We start from the raw sequence: 14,670 nt of genomic DNA, 5'->3' as shown, positions 1-14,670 counted from the left end.
AGCTCAGTTGGTAGAGCATCTGATTTGTAATCAGAGGGTCGCGTGTTCAAGTCATGTAGCCGGCATTTTTTTTGGATAGAGATGCGAACGTAGTTCAGTGGTAGAACACCACCTTGCCAAGGTGGGGGTCGCGGGTTCGAATCCCGTCGTTCGCTTTGAGGCCGGGGTGGCGGAACTGGCAGACGCACAGGACTTAAAATCCTGCGATTGGTAACGATCGTACCGGTTCGATTCCGGTCCTCGGCATAGCGGATATGCGACAGGGCACCCTTAGCTCAACTGGATAGAGTACCTGACTACGAATCAGGCGGTTAGAGGTTCGACTCCTCTAGGGTGCATAAGATAGTTTTGACTTTTTTATGTGTTTTTGTTATAATTGATTATCGTGATATGGAGCACCCTTAGCTCAACTGGATAGAGTACCTGACTACGAATCAGGCGGTTAGAGGTTCGACTCCTCTAGGGTGCATGAAGGGAAACGAGGTTCTATGACTCTTACCCAAGTCCGGCTGAAGGGAACGGTCTTGAAAACCGTCAGGCGTGTAAAAGCGTGCGTGGGTTCGAATCCCACATCCTCCTTAGATTAGAATATCGCGGGATGGAGCAGCTAGGTAGCTCGTCGGGCTCATAACCCGAAGGTCGTAGGTTCAAATCCTGCTCCCGCAATTTGGCTCGGTAGCTCAGTTGGTAGAGCAATGGATTGAAGCTCCATGTGTCGGCGGTTCGATTCCGTCTCGCGCCATACCATTATCTAAGATGCGGGTGTAGTTTAGTGGTAAAACTACAGCCTTCCAAGCTGTTGTCGCGAGTTCGATTCTCGTCACCCGCTTTGAACAGAAGTTCATACCAAGTTTTTATAACTTGGGCGCGTAGCTCAGGTGGTTAGAGCGCACGCCTGATAAGCGTGAGGTCGGTGGTTCGAGTCCACTCGTGCCCATTAAGTATATTGGAGAATTACTCAAGAGGCTGAAGAGGACGGTTTGCTAAATCGTTAGGTCGGGTAACCGGCGCGGGGGTTCGAATCCCCCATTCTCCGTAAATAAGGGAGTTTAGCATTTGCTATCTCCTTTTCTTGTTTTATAGTGCTTTTCTTTTGAAGAATTGTTTCTTGTTGTTTGTTTGAACTTGTTTTGTTGAGTTGTTCTGCTCTAATCTGGATTTATATAAGCGTTTTTTAGGATTTATTGGTTGCGGAGATTGGAATGAATAAATTAAAGATGTCTAAATTTTTGATTTCTATTTTGCTATTTGGGATTGTTATGATAAGCTTGATGCTTTCCCCTCTTTCACCATGGATTGTTTCTGTGACTGGTGATTTTTTGTCCAGTGTTGATCGAGTAGTTGCTATTCCTTTTAATTATCTTGCTAAAGAGAAGAAAAAGGTTGTTCAGTTAATAGAGACCTATCAAGAAAATGAGACCCTAAAAGGAACAATTTACAATCTTGAAGAGAAGGCAAATATTTCTGATGCCTTAAAATTGGAGAATGAACAGTTGCGTTCCCTATTAGAATTACGAAATAATGATCAAAGTGCTGTCAAGATTGCTGCAGAAGTTATTTCTCGTTCTCCCTCTACTTGGAAGAATGAATTAACTCTTGATAAGGGGCAGTCAAGCTATGTGTCAACCTCTATGCTGGCTATTTCTAACGGTGGTTTGATCGGAGCGGTTACTAGTGTTTCTGATTCTTCCAGTGTCGTTAGTCTACTTACAAATGAAAAGAATGATAGTTCTATTGCAATTAAGATTCAGACAAAAACTGGTTTTGCCTATGGCATCATTGTTGGTTTTGACACTGAAAAGTCAGCTTTTATCGTCAGCCAGCTAAATACGGTGGATGGAATTGAAGAAGGGGCAACTGTGACGACAAGTGGTCTCGGCTCTTATAATGCTGAGAATGTCTTGGTTGGTCAGGTTTTATCAATATCAGCTGGTAAGGACCAATTAAACAAAGAAGTTTTGGTGAAGCCCGCTGCAGATTTGTCTGATATTCAAGCAGTTCTGTTGGTGAGAAATTAGTATGAAAATTCTAAGAGGAACTTTTTTTACAACTTTGTTTTTATTCCTGATCTTCTTCATTGATGGTCAATTATCAAGAAGTCTTGTAGATCTTTTTGCTGAGAAGTGGCATCCGGCAAGTCATATTTTATTGTTCTTTACGGTTTTCTTATTTTTAAACTTTTCAAAGGAATATATTTTTTTCCTCTTCTTTACTTTAGGTCTTTTTTACGATGTTTATTATCTACATGTGATTGGGCTTTTCACCTTTATCTTGCCTCTACTGACAGTTGCCATCTATCATTTTCTTTCTGTATTTTTGCTAAATCGTTGGACCCGCGTTTTGGCCATTATTACGATTGTTTTCTTTTTTGAAATGATCAGCTTTGTTTCTGCATCATTCTTGCACCTAGTTAGCTTTACATTCCCTGATTTTATTATCTATGCTTTGGTGCCAACTTTAGTATTTAATGCCTTTCTTTTTCTATTGTTACAGCCTTTGTTTGAAAAAGTCTATTTATGATGAATTAGAAATAGAAATGTAACGAATGCGTAATATATAGCCAGAATTTTTTTGATATACTATATAATGTCTTAGTAAGAAGGAGTGTTAATATTTTTATGAAGAAAAAGCTACTTACATCAGTTTTATTGAGTGCGGTGATCCTTTCTCAAGGTGCTGCGCTAGTAAATGTTAAGGCTGATAGTACAGATGATAAAATTGCAGCTCAAAATAGTAAAATTGATAGTTTAACCAATCAACAAAAAGCAGCACAAGCACAAGTTGATGAAATTCAAAAACAAGTTTCAGCTATTCAAAAGCAACAAGAAGTGCTTCAAGCAGAAAATGAAAAGTTGAATGCTGAATCTGCGAAACTTACTGCTGAAATTGAAGAGTTATCAAAGAATATTGTTGCTCGTAATGAGTCTCTTGCAAATCAAGCGCGTAGTGCTCAAACCAGTGGTACAGCAACAAGCTATATCAACACAATCATCAACTCTGCTTCAATCACTGAAGCTATCTCTCGTGTAGCAGCGATGAGCGAAATCGTTTCAGCTAACAACAAAATGCTGGAACAACAAAAAGAAGATAAAGAAAAAATTGCTGAAAAACAGGTTGCTAATAATGAAGCAATCAATACAGTCATTGCAAACCAACAAAAACTTGCAGACGATGCTCAAACGTTGACAACTAAGCAGGCTGAACTCAAGGTTGCTCAACTGAACCTTGCAGCTGAAAAAGCAACTGCTGAAAATGAGAAAAATAGTCTCTTAGAGCAAAAAGCAGCAGCTGAAAAAGCGGCAGCTGAGGCAGCAGCGGCAGAAGCAGCATATAAGAACCAGCAACAAGCGCAACAACAAGCGATCCTTGCTTCAGGAAATACAAGCTTCGCAGCACAAGTTCAAGCTGTAAATAATACAGGTGGAACTCCTGTAGCGGAAGCAGCAGTTGCTACATCAGGAGTTGTTGCAACTCCATCATATAGCCTTTCAGCATCAACTTATCCTGTAGGTCAATGTACTTGGGGTGCTAAGACTTTGGCACCATGGGCTGGCGACTACTGGGGTAATGGCGGCCAATGGGCAGCTAGTGCAGCAGCAGCAGGCTTCCGTACAGGATCACAACCACAAGTTGGAGCAATCGCATGTTGGAACGACGGTGGCTACGGACACGTTGCAGTTGTAACAGCAGTTCAATCTGCTAACAACATTCAAGTATCAGAAGCAAACTATGCTGGTAACCAATCACTCGGTAATCACCGTGGATGGTTTGACCCAACAAATGCACAAGGATACGTAACATACATCTATCCAAACTAATGAAATATGAAGGAGAACGACTTTTCGTTCTCCCTTTTATTTTTTATTGAAAAATTGCTGGAAAAGCGTTACAATGGTAGGTAGGAAAAATGTAATTGGTTACAATAAAAGACGATTTAGAATCTGGAGGGAATCATGTCTTTTTCTGATTTAAAGCTCTTTGCTCTTTCTTCTAATCAAGAATTAGCGCAGCGTGTTGCAAAGGAGATTGGGATGCCGCTTGGGAAATCAACGGTTCGTCAATTTTCTGACGGGGAAATTCAAGTAAACATCGAAGAATCGATCCGTGGTAAGCACGTTTTTATCTTGCAGTCAACTAGCTCACCTGTCAATGACAATCTAATGGAAATTTTGATCATGGTGGATGCCTTGAAGCGGGCTAGTGCGGAGTCTATCAACGTAGTGATGCCTTACTATGGCTATGCTAGACAAGACCGAAAAGCTCGTGCTCGTGAGCCAATTACATCTAAATTAGTGGCTAATCTAATGGAGATTGCTGGGGTAGATCGCCTATTGACCATTGATTTGCATGCTGCTCAGATTCAAGGTTTCTTTGACATTCCTGTCGACCATTTGATGGGAGCGCCTTTGATTGCTGATTATTTTGAGCGTCGGGGCATGGTTGGTAGCGACTATGTGGTTGTCAGCCCAGACCACGGTGGTGTCAGTCGCGCTCGTAAGTTGGCGGAATTTCTCAAGACTTCGATTGCGATTATCGACAAACGTCGCAGCGTTGACAAGATGAATACCAGTGAAGTCATGAATATCATTGGTAAGGTGGAAGGTAAGACCTGTATTCTGATAGATGATATGATTGATACAGCGGGGACTATTTGTCATGCGGCAGATGCTTTGGCAGCGTCCGGTGCTGTGGAAGTCTATGCGAGCTGTACTCACCCAGTCTTGTCAGGACCAGCTATGGAAAATATCCAGAAATCCGCTATCAAAAAACTAGTGGTTTTAGATACTATATACCTTTCAGAGGACAGATTAATCGATAAGATTGAGCAGATTTCTATCGCTCATCTCTTGGCAGAAGCCATCGTTCGAATCCATGAAAAACGTCCACTTTCACCCCTTTTTGAAAGACATAATATATAAGGATTGTGGAGTATTAGAGATTTAGCAACTTGCTAAATCTCTTTCTTATTCCTATTTGTAATAAAATTTTGCTGTAGTACTGCATTTATAGTATAATAGTTCTATTAGATTATCGGAGGCGACTATGGATTTGACTAAGAAGTTTAATAAGAATTTAGATAAAATTGAAGTGTCTCTGATTCGTCAGTTTGACCAGTCCATTTCTACGATTCCAGGTGTTCTGCGACTGACCTTGGGGGAGCCAGACTTTCCGACACCCGATCATATCAAGGAGGCAGCCAAGGCAGCCATTGATGCCAACCAGAGCCACTATACAGGAATGAGTGGACTTTTGGAGCTGCGACAGGCTGCGGCTGATTTTGTCAAGGAGAAGTACCATCTGAACTATCGCCCAGAAGATGAAGTCTTAGTCACTATTGGGGCAACTGAGGCTCTGTCTGCGACTCTGACGGCTATTCTGGAGGAGGGCGACAAGGTCTTGCTACCAGCGCCAGCTTATCCAGGCTATGAGCCGATTGTGAATTTGGTCGGGGCGGAGATTGTCGAGATTGATACGACAGAAAACGACTTCGTCTTGACCCCTGAAATGCTGGAGCAGGCTATCTTGGCGCAAGGAGACAAGCTCAAGGCGGTTATTCTCAACTATCCGGCCAATCCGACTGGTGTGACTTATTCGCGGGGGCAGATCGAGGCTTTGGCAGCTGTATTGAGCAAGTATGAAGTTTTTGTCGTCTGCGATGAGGTATACTCTGAGTTGACTTATACGGAGCAGGGGCACGTTTCACTGGCGGAATATTTGCCTGAGCAGACCATCGTCATCAATGGCTTGTCCAAGTCTCATGCTATGACGGGCTGGCGACTAGGCTTTATCTTTGCTCCTGCTGTTTTTACCGCTCAATTGATCAAGAGCCATCAGTATCTGGTGACGGCAGCCAATACCATGGCTCAATATGCAGCTATTGAAGCTTTGACGGCTGGTAAGGATGATGCCCAACCCATGAAGGCGGAATACGTCAAGCGGCGAGATTACATTATTGAACAGATGACAGAGCTGGGCTATCAGATTATCAAGCCAGATGGCGCTTTCTATATTTTTGCTAAAATTCCAGAGGGTTACAATCAAGATTCTTTTACCTTTTTACGGGATTTTGCTGAGAAGAAGGCTGTGGCCTTTATCCCAGGAGCGGCCTTTGGCCAGTATGGAGAAGGCTATATCCGCCTGTCTTATGCAGCTAGCATGGAAACCATCAAGGAAGCTCTGAAACGTCTCAAGGAGTACATGGAAGGCCATGCTTAGACCGTTAACGAGCAAGAGTTTGATTCTCTATAATCGGAATTTCCGGGAAGATGATAAGCTGGTCAAGATCTTTACGGAACAGGCTGGCAAGCGAATGTTTTTCGTGAAACATGCTGGAAAATCTAAGCTGGCACCAGTCATCCAGCCTCTGACTGCGGCAGAACTTTTGATGAAAATCAATGACGATGGACTCAGTTATATCGAAGATTACCAAGCTGTGGAAAGTTACGGTCAAATCAAGGGCGATCTCTTTGTCATGGCCTATGCCAGCTATGTGGCAGCCCTAGCAGATGCTAGTATTCAGGACAATCAGCCAGACCCAGCCCTCTTTGCCTTCCTGCAAAAGACACTGGATTTGATGAATCAAGGGCTGGATTATGAGGTTTTGACAAATATTTTTGAAATTCAGATTTTATCTCGCTTTGGCCTTTCTCTGAATTTCCATGACTGTGTTTTTTGCCGTCGGACAGGTCTGCCTTTTGATTTTTCCTTTCAATATGGCGGGGTGCTCTGCCCAGAGCATTATCACAAGGATGCTCATCGCAGTCATCTTAATCCCAATATTCCTTTTTTGCTCAATCAGTTTCAGGCAGTTCAGTTTAGTGAGCTGGAGACGATTTCGCTCAAGCCGGAAATCAAGCGACAGATCAGGGACTTTATAGATCACCTTTATGATGAATACGTGGGTATTCATCTCAAATCAAAGAAATTTATCGACTCTCTGGGCGACTGGGGCAGTATTTTACAAGACAAACATGAGGAAGAACAGCATGAAAAAAATAGCTATTGATGCCATGGGCGGAGACAATGCCCCTCAGGCTTTAGTCGAAGGTGCTAATCAGGCTCTGAGAGACTTCTCGGATATTGAGCTTGTTCTCTATGGGGATGAGGCCAAGATTAAACCTCTATTGACAGCGACAGAGCGCGTCAGCATCGTCCATACGGATGAAAAGATTGATTCGGATGATGAGCCGACCAAGGCTATTCGCAAGAAGAAGCAGGCTAGCATGGTTTTGGCAGCCAAGGCAGTCAAGGATGGAGAAGCAGATGCAGTTCTGTCTGCCGGTAATACAGGAGCGCTTTTGGCGGCGGGCTTCTTTATCGTCGGACGGATCAAAAATATTGACCGACCAGGGCTTTTATCCACTTTACCGACTGTGGATGGTCGAGGTTTTGATATGCTGGATCTGGGGGCAAATGCTGAAAATACCCCTCATCATCTGCACCAATATGCCATCCTAGGTTCTTTTTATGCGGAAAATGTTCGTGGCATTAAGCGGCCATGGGTTGGTTTGCTCAATAATGGCACTGAGGCCAGCAAGGGAGATCCTCTGCGTAAGGAAACCTATGCATTGCTGGCAGCGGATGACAAGCTGAACTTTATCGGCAATGTAGAGGCGCGTGACCTTATGGATGGAGTGGCAGATGTTGTCGTGGCAGATGGCTTTACGGGCAATGCCGTACTCAAGTCTATCGAAGGAACTGCTATTAGTATCCTAGGTCAGCTCAAAAAGGCTGTTCTAGGCGGTGGCCTCAAGGCTAAGCTAGGAGCTTTATTGCTCAAAGACAGCCTACAGGAAATGCGCAAGAGTCTGGACTATTCCAGTGCTGGTGGGGCCGTTCTCTTTGGTCTTAAGGCACCAGTGGTCAAGACACACGGTTCAAGCGATGCTAAGGCCGTATATAGCACCATTCGTCAGATCCGAACCATGCTGGAGACAGATGTTGTCGGAAAATCTGTGGTGGAATTTTCAAAAGAGGTGGATACAGAATGAATCAAGAACAAATTTTTCAAAAAGTAACAGAAATTATCCAAGAACGTCAAGGAAAGGACTTTGTTGTCCAGCCAACTTTGGGCTTAAAAGATGATTTAGGCGCTGATTCTGTTGACTTAGTGGAGTTCATCCTGACTTTAGAGGATGAGTTTGCGATTGAAATTTCAGATGAAGATGTTGATCGCTTTGAAAATGTCGCAGATATTGTTGCCTATTTGGAAAAGAAACTAGCGAAGTAAGAAATGGCTTCGATTTGAACAGATGAAAAACCTTGGTTGATAAAACCAAGGTTTTTTTGGTAAATTTATTTTGGATAAATATAGCTGACAGCTCCTTGACCGGCGGCGTAAGGATTGAACCAGCCACGGAAGTTGCCAATGTACTGTTTGCCTGCATAGTTGGATTCTTTGATTTGGATGCGGGTGTTGGATTCGACATGGGTGACAACACCGACATGCCCATAACCGCCATCGGTCCAGCAGATGATGGCTCCGACTTGTGGTGTGCTTCCTGTTCGGAAACCAGCTGCGCGTGCGCTAGCTGCCCATTGGCCACCGTTGCCCCAGTAAGGACCAGCCCAAGGAGCCAGTACTTTTGCTCCCCAAGTACACTGGCCATGAGGATAAGAGGATGCTCCCGCATAATCAGGGGTGTAGAGGGTTGGCTCAGGCGTGGTTGGTTTATCAACCTGATAGCTGGTGCCTGTAAGTCCAGTCATCTGTCCATTGAGATTACGGTAAACATGGGTATGGAAGAGTCCGTTTCCAGCATGCTGTTGTGTATTGATGGTAAATTTATACAAGCCATTGCCCACTTTGTTAGCAGTGTACCATTTGATGTCATCCTGGCCGTTGACCTCTGACCAAGTCGGTAGAGAAATGGTTCCTGGTCCGAAAGCATCGGAAACGGTCACTTCGTAATTGTAGGTAGAAATTTTATTGACAGAAACCTTGGCTTTGATATTTTCAGCAGAGAGGGTGACGCTGTCTGTCGCATAGCTATGCTCGCTACCATCTTTGTACTTAACGTAGATATGATTAGTATAGCTTCCAGATAAGGCTTGGTGGTTACGGATATTGAATTGTGCAGTAAAAGTCCCATCTCCATTGTTACTCGCGTCATACCACTTGATATTGCTTTGATTCTGGGTACTCCAAATAGGGACGCGGACGGATTGAATTGACTTAGATGCCGCAGTTTCGGTGACTTTTACAGTGTAGGTTCCCTCTTCCTGATTGATATTTTCAACAGAGAAAAGCGGTTTTTGGTCTTTTTGAGAAGGAATCTTGCCAGCATCTATTGTAGTAGTCGCTCCTGCCAAACATGTAAAGGCTGGATTGACATAGCTTTCGCCGTAAAGATGAATATGGTAAGTTCCCGTATCGTAATTGTGTTTCTTCAGCTCAACTCTGACGCTATAGCTACCATCAGGATTTTTCTTTGCTTGATACCATTGTAAATCATCTTGCCCCTTATTTTCAGACCAGGTTGGGACAGTGACCTTATACATGGATTCAGGAAGATTTTTGATAAGGATTTCCATAATGCCAGGTTCAGGGAAACTTGTCTGAATGGTCGGATTAGGCTTTTCTAGATGGAAAGTGGTGCCTGATTGGTAAATCATTTTGCCATTTTTATTTTCATAAGTATCTACGAAATATTTTCCATAACCTTTGTGCTTAGAAAAGTTAAATTCAGTACTCTCTTGTCCAGCGTCATACCAATTAAGGTCATCGCCACCATTTTCATCAGACCAGACCGCATGGACAATTTTTGAGTTCTCTTGGTCTTTATTTCGCGTAAAATTGATTCGGCCGATTTGTCCAGCTGTTGTGACGCTTGTCTTGCTAGCAGGTTTATTAACAGTGAAGGTCGTACCATTCAAGCCAATCATTTTCCCGTTGATATTAATGTAAGTATGAACATGGAAGGTGCCATAGCCAGCGTGCTGCCGGAGGTCAATGGCTGTGCTGGATGTCTGAGGCGTGGTGTACCATTTCAGATCATCCTGTCCGTTTTCGTCGGACCAGACTGCGTGGGAAATGGTATAGGGAACCTGAGCTTTGGAGCGGGCGTAATGAATCTGCGCCGTATCTCCAGTGACATTGATGGTTACATTGCTGGCACGATCAGTGGGGCCTAGGACTTTATTTCTAGCTTCAGTCGATGCAACAGCTTGAGCCGTGGAATGACTGGCAAATAGCCCAAGGACTGCTCCGGATAATAAAAACAGCTTCTGATATTTTTTCATAAATCTCCTTTGAATAAGTAATTTGGATGATTCCATTTAGATTATTCGGGAAAAAATATAAAAAAAGAAAAATTTTAAAAGATAATGATAGTTGAATTTCTAATTTATTTTAGTTTTATGAAATCTTTGATATTTAAAATAAAAGTAATGAAATAGTCAAAGTATCAAAAATAATATAGGTAGATTTTATTTGTCAGAGATGGATATCCCTAACAAAAATAGATTATTTCTCTTCCTTTCCTGCTTATCATGGAATAAAACGAACGATTGTGGTATAATTTAGATAAATAATTCGTAAAAAATACGGAAATTTTTACGTGATGTGTTAGCTTGGTGCGTAAGCACCTATGATATTGGACATTGAGGTATCTTAGCTATGAAGCTTTTAGTTGTTGGTTCGGGTGGTCGTGAGCATGCGATTGCCAAGAAGTTGTTGGAGTCTCAGGGTGTGGAGCAGGTGTTTGTAGCTCCTGGAAATGACGGTATGACCTTGGATGGGTTGGATTTGGTAAACATTGGAATTTCCGAACATTCTAAACTAATTGAATTTGCCAAGGAGAATGATATTGCTTGGTCCTTTATCGGTCCAGATGATGCCCTTGCTGCTGGAATCGTGGATGATTTTAACCAAGCTGGGCTCAAAGCTTTTGGTCCGACCAAGGCTGCAGCGGAGCTGGAGTGGTCCAAGGATTTTGCTAAGGAAATCATGGTCAAATACAACGTTCCGACAGCAGCCTATGGCACATTTTCCGACTTTGAGGAGGCTAAGGCCTATATCGAGGAGAAGGGCGCTCCAATCGTGGTCAAGGCGGATGGCTTGGCACTTGGTAAGGGCGTTGTCGTTGCGGAGACGGTTGAGCAAGCGGTCGAAGCCGCTCACGAGATGCTTTTGGACAATAAATTCGGTGATTCTGGTGCGCGTGTGGTTATTGAGGAATTCCTTGACGGGGAGGAGTTCTCTCTCTTTGCCTTTGTCAATGGGGACAAGTTCTACATCATGCCAACGGCTCAGGATCACAAACGTGCTTACGATGGTGACAAGGGCCCTAACACTGGTGGGATGGGTGCCTATGCGCCAGTTCCTCACATGTCACAGAGCGTGGTTGACACAGCGGTTGAGACTATTGTCAAGCCAGTCCTTGAAGGCATGATTAAAGAAGGGCGTCCGTATCTTGGTGTCCTCTACGCGGGGCTTATTTTGACTGCTGACGGTCCGAAGGTCATCGAGTTCAACGCTCGATTTGGAGATCCTGAAACACAGATTATCTTGCCTCGTTTGACATCTGACTTTGCGCAAAATATCACTGATATTCTCGATGGTGAGGAGCCGAACATTACTTGGACCAACAAGGGCGTGACTCTGGGTGTAGTTGTCGCGTCAAATGGCTACCCGCTAGATTATAAAAAGGGCTTTGAGCTGCCAGCCAAAACCGATGGCGACATCATCACCTACTATGCAGGGGCTAAGTTTGCGGAAAATAGCAGAGCACTGCTGTCAAATGGCGGACGTGTCTATATGTTGGTCACCACAGCCGATACCGTCAAAGACGGCCAAAACACTATCTACAGCGAACTCAACAAACAAAACACAGAAGGTCTCTTCTACCGAACAGATATCGGAAGCAAGGCTATAAAGTAAAGATACAAGAATAAAGCGACGTAGTCATCAAACATGTTAATGGTCGTTTGATTTGCGAGCGTTGGCGAGCTAATATAAAACAATCACCACCGTTGTGAAAAAATGATTGGCTAACAAAGCCAATCGTTTAGGGAAATCGGAAGACTTTGGGCTTCCGATTTAGGCATGAGACACCTTTGGTGGCTGCTGTCGTCCCTCACAACCTAAGGTGATTGTTGAAAGGAAGAAAAGGAAAAATTATGACTAAACCAGTAATTTCCATCATCATGGGTTCCAAATCCGACTGGGCCACCATGCAAAAAACTGCCGAAGTCCTAGACCGCTTCGGTGTAGTCTACGAAAAGAAGGTTGTCTCTGCCCACCGTACTCCAGACCTCATGTTCAGACATGCGGAAGAAGCCCGTAGTCGCGGCATCAAGGTTATCATAGCTGGTGCAGGCGGTGCAGCCCATTTGCCAGGAATGGTAGCGGCTAAGACTACTCTGCCTGTCATCGGCGTACCGGTCAAATCTCGTGCTCTCAACGGTCTGGACTCCCTTTACTCTATTGTGCAGATGCCAGGCGGTGTGCCAGTGGCAACTATGGCAATCGGTGAAGCGGGTGCAACCAACGCTGCCCTGACTGCCTTGCGAATCTTGGCCATTGAAGACCAAGACCTAGCAGCAGCGCTAGCTGATTTTGCAGAGGAACAAGGAAAAATCGCTGAGGAGTCTACGAATGAGCTCATCTAAAACAATCGGAATTATCGGTGGCGGCCAGCTGGGTCAGATGATGGCCATTTCTGCTATCTACATGGGGCACAAGGTCATCACGCTGGATCCTGCAGCGGATTGCCCTGCCTCTCGTGTGGCGGAAATCATCGTGGCGCCTTATAACGATGTGGATGCCCTTTGTCAGCTGGCGGAGCGTTGCGATGTCCTCACTTATGAATTTGAGAATGTTGATGCTGACGGTTTGGATGCTGTTATCAAGGATGGACAACTCCCTCAAGGAACAGACCTGCTCCGCATTTCTCAAAATCGCATTTTTGAAAAGGACTTCCTCGCAAACAAGGCACAAGTCACTGTGGCACCCTACAAGGTTGTGACTTCAAGCCAAGACTTGGCAGATATTGACCTATCGAAAAACTATGTCCTCAAGACTGCGACAGGTGGCTATGATGGACATGGGCAAAAGGTGATTCGCTCGGCAGAAGATTTGGAAGAAGCCTATGCGCTAGCCGACTCAGCAGACTGCGTTTTGGAAGAGTTCGTCAACTTCGACCTTGAGATTTCTGTCATTGTTTCTGGTAACGGTAAGGATGTGACGGTTTTTCCAGTTCAGGAAAATATCCACCGCAACAATATTTTGTCTAAGACCATCGTGCCTGCTCGCATTTCAGAAAGTATAGCAGATAAGGCAAAAGCCATGGCGGTGCGAATCGCAGACCAGCTTAACTTATCTGGAACCCTCTGCGTGGAAATGTTTGCGACAGCTGATGACATCATTGTCAATGAAATCGCCCCACGCCCACACAACTCTGGGCATTATTCTATCGAAGCCTGCGACTTCTCGCAGTTTGACACCCATATTCTCGGTGTTCTGGGAGCACCATTGCCAGCTATCCACCTGCATGCACCAGCCGTCATGCTCAATGTTCTCGGCCAGCATGTCGAGGCCGCTGAAAAATATGTCACAGAAAATCCAAGCGCCCACCTCCACCTGTATGGTAAAATAGAAGCGAAGCACAACCGCAAGATGGGGCATGTGACTTTGTTTAGTGATGTGCCAGATGAGGTTGAGGAGTTTGGGAAAGGGATTGATTTTTAGGGCAAGTCTATGATTCAAATCATCGTTAATGCTTTTGTGGAAAAAGACAAAACTGGAGCTGTTGTGGAAGTGCTCTTTGCCAGTGCCGACCATGAAAAAGTAAAAGCCAAATATCAGGAATTAAAGATTCAATATCCAGACAGTTATCTGGCTATCTATGACTTGCCATTGGATACAGAGCTAAGTAGCTTGCCGCACTATCCATCGGTATCGATAAGCAAGGAGGAGTTTAATTAGTCTATGAAAACTATCGGTCTGATTGGTGGTATGAGTTGGGAAAGCACCACATCTTACTACCAAATTATTAATGAAACCATCAAAAAAGAGCTGGGTGGCCTGCATTCTGCTAAGATTCTACTTTATAGTGTTGATTTTGCAGAGATTGAGCATTATCAGGCAGTCGGAGACTGGGAGAAAAGCGGTCAACTTTTGGCAGATGTTGCTAAGCGCCTGGAGCAAGCAGGTGCGGATTTCATTGTTATTTGCACCAACACTATGCACAAGCTTGTTCCGCAGATACAGGAGCAGATTACGATTCCAATCTTGCATATTGCGCAAGCAACTGCGCAGGCCTTGTTGGCTGACGGGATTCAAAGAGTCGGCCTCCTAGGGACCAAATACACCATGACTCAAGATTTTTACAAGGAAAAATTAATAGAGTCTGGGTTAGAAGTGCTGATTCCAGACCAAGCTGGTATTACAGAGGTCAATCGAATTATTTATGACGAACTCTGTCTGGGAGATATCAAAGAAAGCTCAAAGCAGACTTATCTTGCCGTTATAGATAATTTGAAAAAAGCAGGCGCAGAAGCTGTTATCTTGGGCTGTACCGAGATTGGTCTCCTCGTCAAGCAATCCTACACTGACCTGCCACTCTACGACACAACAGTGATCCATGCAGAGAAAGCAGCAGAGTGGGCGGTAGAGTAAAATGTTGGAATGAACAATCATTAAATTTAGATTTAATTTAAAGGAGAATA

Annotated in this window: 14 protein-coding genes, 10 tRNA genes and 1 pseudogene; 24 read left to right on the top strand and 1 reads right to left on the bottom strand. The window is 44.1% G+C overall.

What is annotated here, in order from left to right; translation table 11 throughout:
* From D8872_RS07820 to D8872_RS07730, 18 genes are all read left to right on the top strand, one after another.
* A tRNA-Thr gene (locus D8872_RS07820) sits at window positions 1-62 on the top strand.
* A 21-nt stretch (window positions 63-83) separates the two neighbouring features.
* Window positions 84-155 (top strand) — tRNA-Gly (locus tag D8872_RS07815).
* 5 nt (window positions 156-160) lie between these two features.
* Window positions 161-246, top strand: a tRNA-Leu gene (locus D8872_RS07810).
* Window positions 247-264: 18 nt separating this feature from the next.
* Window positions 265-338: transfer RNA gene (locus D8872_RS07805), tRNA-Arg, on the top strand.
* A 57-nt stretch (window positions 339-395) separates the two neighbouring features.
* A tRNA-Arg gene (locus tag D8872_RS07800) sits at window positions 396-469 on the top strand.
* Window positions 470-592: 123 nt separating this feature from the next.
* Window positions 593-666: transfer RNA gene (locus D8872_RS07790), tRNA-Met, on the top strand.
* A 3-nt stretch (window positions 667-669) separates the two neighbouring features.
* Window positions 670-742: transfer RNA gene (locus D8872_RS07785), tRNA-Phe, on the top strand.
* Window positions 743-758: 16 nt separating this feature from the next.
* A tRNA-Gly gene (locus tag D8872_RS07780) sits at window positions 759-829 on the top strand.
* A 34-nt stretch (window positions 830-863) separates the two neighbouring features.
* Window positions 864-937 (top strand) — tRNA-Ile (locus tag D8872_RS07775).
* Window positions 938-948: 11 nt separating this feature from the next.
* Window positions 949-1,036: transfer RNA gene (locus tag D8872_RS07770), tRNA-Ser, on the top strand.
* 166 nt (window positions 1,037-1,202) lie between these two features.
* Window positions 1,203-2,018, top strand: coding sequence for a rod shape-determining protein MreC (mreC, locus tag D8872_RS07765; RefSeq protein ID WP_125390523.1), 816 nt, complete (start codon window positions 1,203-1,205; stop codon window positions 2,016-2,018).
* A 1-nt stretch (window position 2,019) separates the two neighbouring features.
* Complete coding sequence (gene mreD / locus D8872_RS07760) at window positions 2,020-2,520, top strand: rod shape-determining protein MreD (RefSeq protein ID WP_125390522.1); 501 nt, start codon at window positions 2,020-2,022, stop codon at window positions 2,518-2,520.
* Between the two features lie 98 nt (window positions 2,521-2,618).
* Entirely contained in the window at window positions 2,619-3,818 is a 1,200-nt protein-coding gene (gene pcsB, locus D8872_RS07755; protein ID WP_125390521.1) for a peptidoglycan hydrolase PcsB, read from the top strand.
* 135 nt (window positions 3,819-3,953) lie between these two features.
* A complete protein-coding gene (locus D8872_RS07750) occupies window positions 3,954-4,919 on the top strand; it encodes a ribose-phosphate diphosphokinase (protein ID WP_061909808.1) in 966 nt (321 codons plus the stop codon).
* A gap of 124 nt (window positions 4,920-5,043) precedes the next feature.
* Window positions 5,044-6,216 carry a pyridoxal phosphate-dependent aminotransferase gene (locus D8872_RS07745; protein ID WP_125390520.1) on the top strand — a complete coding sequence of 391 codons (1,173 nt, stop codon included), beginning with the start codon at window positions 5,044-5,046 and terminating at the stop codon, window positions 6,214-6,216.
* Window positions 6,209-7,006 carry a DNA repair protein RecO gene (gene recO, locus D8872_RS07740; protein ID WP_125390519.1) on the top strand — a complete coding sequence of 266 codons (798 nt, stop codon included), beginning with the start codon at window positions 6,209-6,211 and terminating at the stop codon, window positions 7,004-7,006. Before D8872_RS07745 ends, recO begins: the two co-directional genes overlap by 8 nt.
* On the top strand, window positions 6,987-7,991 hold the full coding sequence (gene plsX / locus D8872_RS07735; protein ID WP_125390518.1) for a phosphate acyltransferase PlsX: 1,005 nt from the start codon (window positions 6,987-6,989) through the stop codon (window positions 7,989-7,991). The genes recO and plsX overlap by 20 nt, the downstream gene beginning before the upstream one ends.
* Window positions 7,988-8,230 (top strand): acyl carrier protein, encoded by a 243-nt coding sequence (locus D8872_RS07730; RefSeq protein WP_125390517.1) that lies wholly within the window; start codon window positions 7,988-7,990, stop codon window positions 8,228-8,230. The genes plsX and D8872_RS07730 overlap by 4 nt, the downstream gene beginning before the upstream one ends.
* Window positions 8,231-8,295: 65 nt before the next feature.
* On the opposite strand, the gene D8872_RS07725 is transcribed toward D8872_RS07730, so the two are convergent.
* Window positions 8,296-10,242 carry a GBS Bsp-like repeat-containing protein gene (locus D8872_RS07725; protein ID WP_125390516.1) on the bottom strand — a complete coding sequence of 649 codons (1,947 nt, stop codon included), beginning with the start codon at window positions 10,240-10,242 and terminating at the stop codon, window positions 8,296-8,298.
* Between the two features lie 376 nt (window positions 10,243-10,618).
* Between D8872_RS07725 and purD the strand changes: the two genes are divergently transcribed.
* From purD to D8872_RS07695, 6 genes and pseudogenes are all read left to right on the top strand, one after another.
* Window positions 10,619-11,881 carry a phosphoribosylamine--glycine ligase gene (gene purD, locus D8872_RS07720; protein WP_125390515.1) on the top strand — a complete coding sequence of 421 codons (1,263 nt, stop codon included), beginning with the start codon at window positions 10,619-10,621 and terminating at the stop codon, window positions 11,879-11,881.
* A gap of 131 nt (window positions 11,882-12,012) precedes the next feature.
* Window positions 12,013-12,093: pseudogene (locus D8872_RS11150) on the top strand (phosphoribosylaminoimidazole carboxylase); the annotation flags it as partial.
* Window positions 12,094-12,120: 27 nt separating this feature from the next.
* Window positions 12,121-12,612, top strand: a complete 492-nt coding sequence (purE, locus tag D8872_RS07710) for a 5-(carboxyamino)imidazole ribonucleotide mutase (protein ID WP_125390514.1) — start codon at window positions 12,121-12,123, stop codon at window positions 12,610-12,612.
* Window positions 12,599-13,690: a 5-(carboxyamino)imidazole ribonucleotide synthase gene (gene purK / locus D8872_RS07705; protein ID WP_125390513.1), complete on the top strand. Its 1,092-nt coding sequence runs from the start codon at window positions 12,599-12,601 to the stop codon at window positions 13,688-13,690. Before purE ends, purK begins: the two co-directional genes overlap by 14 nt.
* Window positions 13,691-13,699: 9 nt before the next feature.
* Window positions 13,700-13,927, top strand: a complete 228-nt coding sequence (locus D8872_RS07700; protein WP_125390512.1) for a phosphoribosylaminoimidazole carboxylase — start codon at window positions 13,700-13,702, stop codon at window positions 13,925-13,927.
* Between the two features lie 3 nt (window positions 13,928-13,930).
* Entirely contained in the window at window positions 13,931-14,620 is a 690-nt protein-coding gene (locus D8872_RS07695; RefSeq protein WP_125390511.1) for an aspartate/glutamate racemase family protein, read from the top strand.
* Window positions 14,621-14,670: the final 50 nt, after the last annotated feature.

Origin of the sequence: Streptococcus cristatus, from assembly GCF_003943815.1 — a bacterium.
Taxonomy (GTDB): domain Bacteria; phylum Bacillota; class Bacilli; order Lactobacillales; family Streptococcaceae; genus Streptococcus; species Streptococcus cristatus_F.
Note: the sequence above shows the minus strand (reverse complement) of the source record. Positions and strands in the feature narration are given on the sequence as shown.

Coding starts and splice junctions, on each gene's coding strand:
- recO (WP_125390519.1), top strand. CDS start 6,209: ATGCTTAGACCGTTAACGAGCAAGAGTTTGATTCTCTATAATCGGAAT.
- D8872_RS07745 (WP_125390520.1), top strand. CDS start 5,044: ATGGATTTGACTAAGAAGTTTAATAAGAATTTAGATAAAATTGAAGTG.
- pcsB (WP_125390521.1), top strand. CDS start 2,619: ATGAAGAAAAAGCTACTTACATCAGTTTTATTGAGTGCGGTGATCCTT.
- D8872_RS07695 (WP_125390511.1), top strand. CDS start 13,931: ATGAAAACTATCGGTCTGATTGGTGGTATGAGTTGGGAAAGCACCACA.
- purE (WP_125390514.1), top strand. CDS start 12,121: ATGACTAAACCAGTAATTTCCATCATCATGGGTTCCAAATCCGACTGG.
- D8872_RS07700 (WP_125390512.1), top strand. CDS start 13,700: ATGATTCAAATCATCGTTAATGCTTTTGTGGAAAAAGACAAAACTGGA.
- plsX (WP_125390518.1), top strand. CDS start 6,987: ATGAAAAAAATAGCTATTGATGCCATGGGCGGAGACAATGCCCCTCAG.
- purK (WP_125390513.1), top strand. CDS start 12,599: ATGAGCTCATCTAAAACAATCGGAATTATCGGTGGCGGCCAGCTGGGT.
- purD (WP_125390515.1), top strand. CDS start 10,619: ATGAAGCTTTTAGTTGTTGGTTCGGGTGGTCGTGAGCATGCGATTGCC.
- mreD (WP_125390522.1), top strand. CDS start 2,020: ATGAAAATTCTAAGAGGAACTTTTTTTACAACTTTGTTTTTATTCCTG.
- D8872_RS07730 (WP_125390517.1), top strand. CDS start 7,988: ATGAATCAAGAACAAATTTTTCAAAAAGTAACAGAAATTATCCAAGAA.
- D8872_RS07750 (WP_061909808.1), top strand. CDS start 3,954: ATGTCTTTTTCTGATTTAAAGCTCTTTGCTCTTTCTTCTAATCAAGAA.
- D8872_RS07725 (WP_125390516.1), bottom strand. CDS start 10,242: ATGAAAAAATATCAGAAGCTGTTTTTATTATCCGGAGCAGTCCTTGGG.
- mreC (WP_125390523.1), top strand. CDS start 1,203: ATGAATAAATTAAAGATGTCTAAATTTTTGATTTCTATTTTGCTATTT.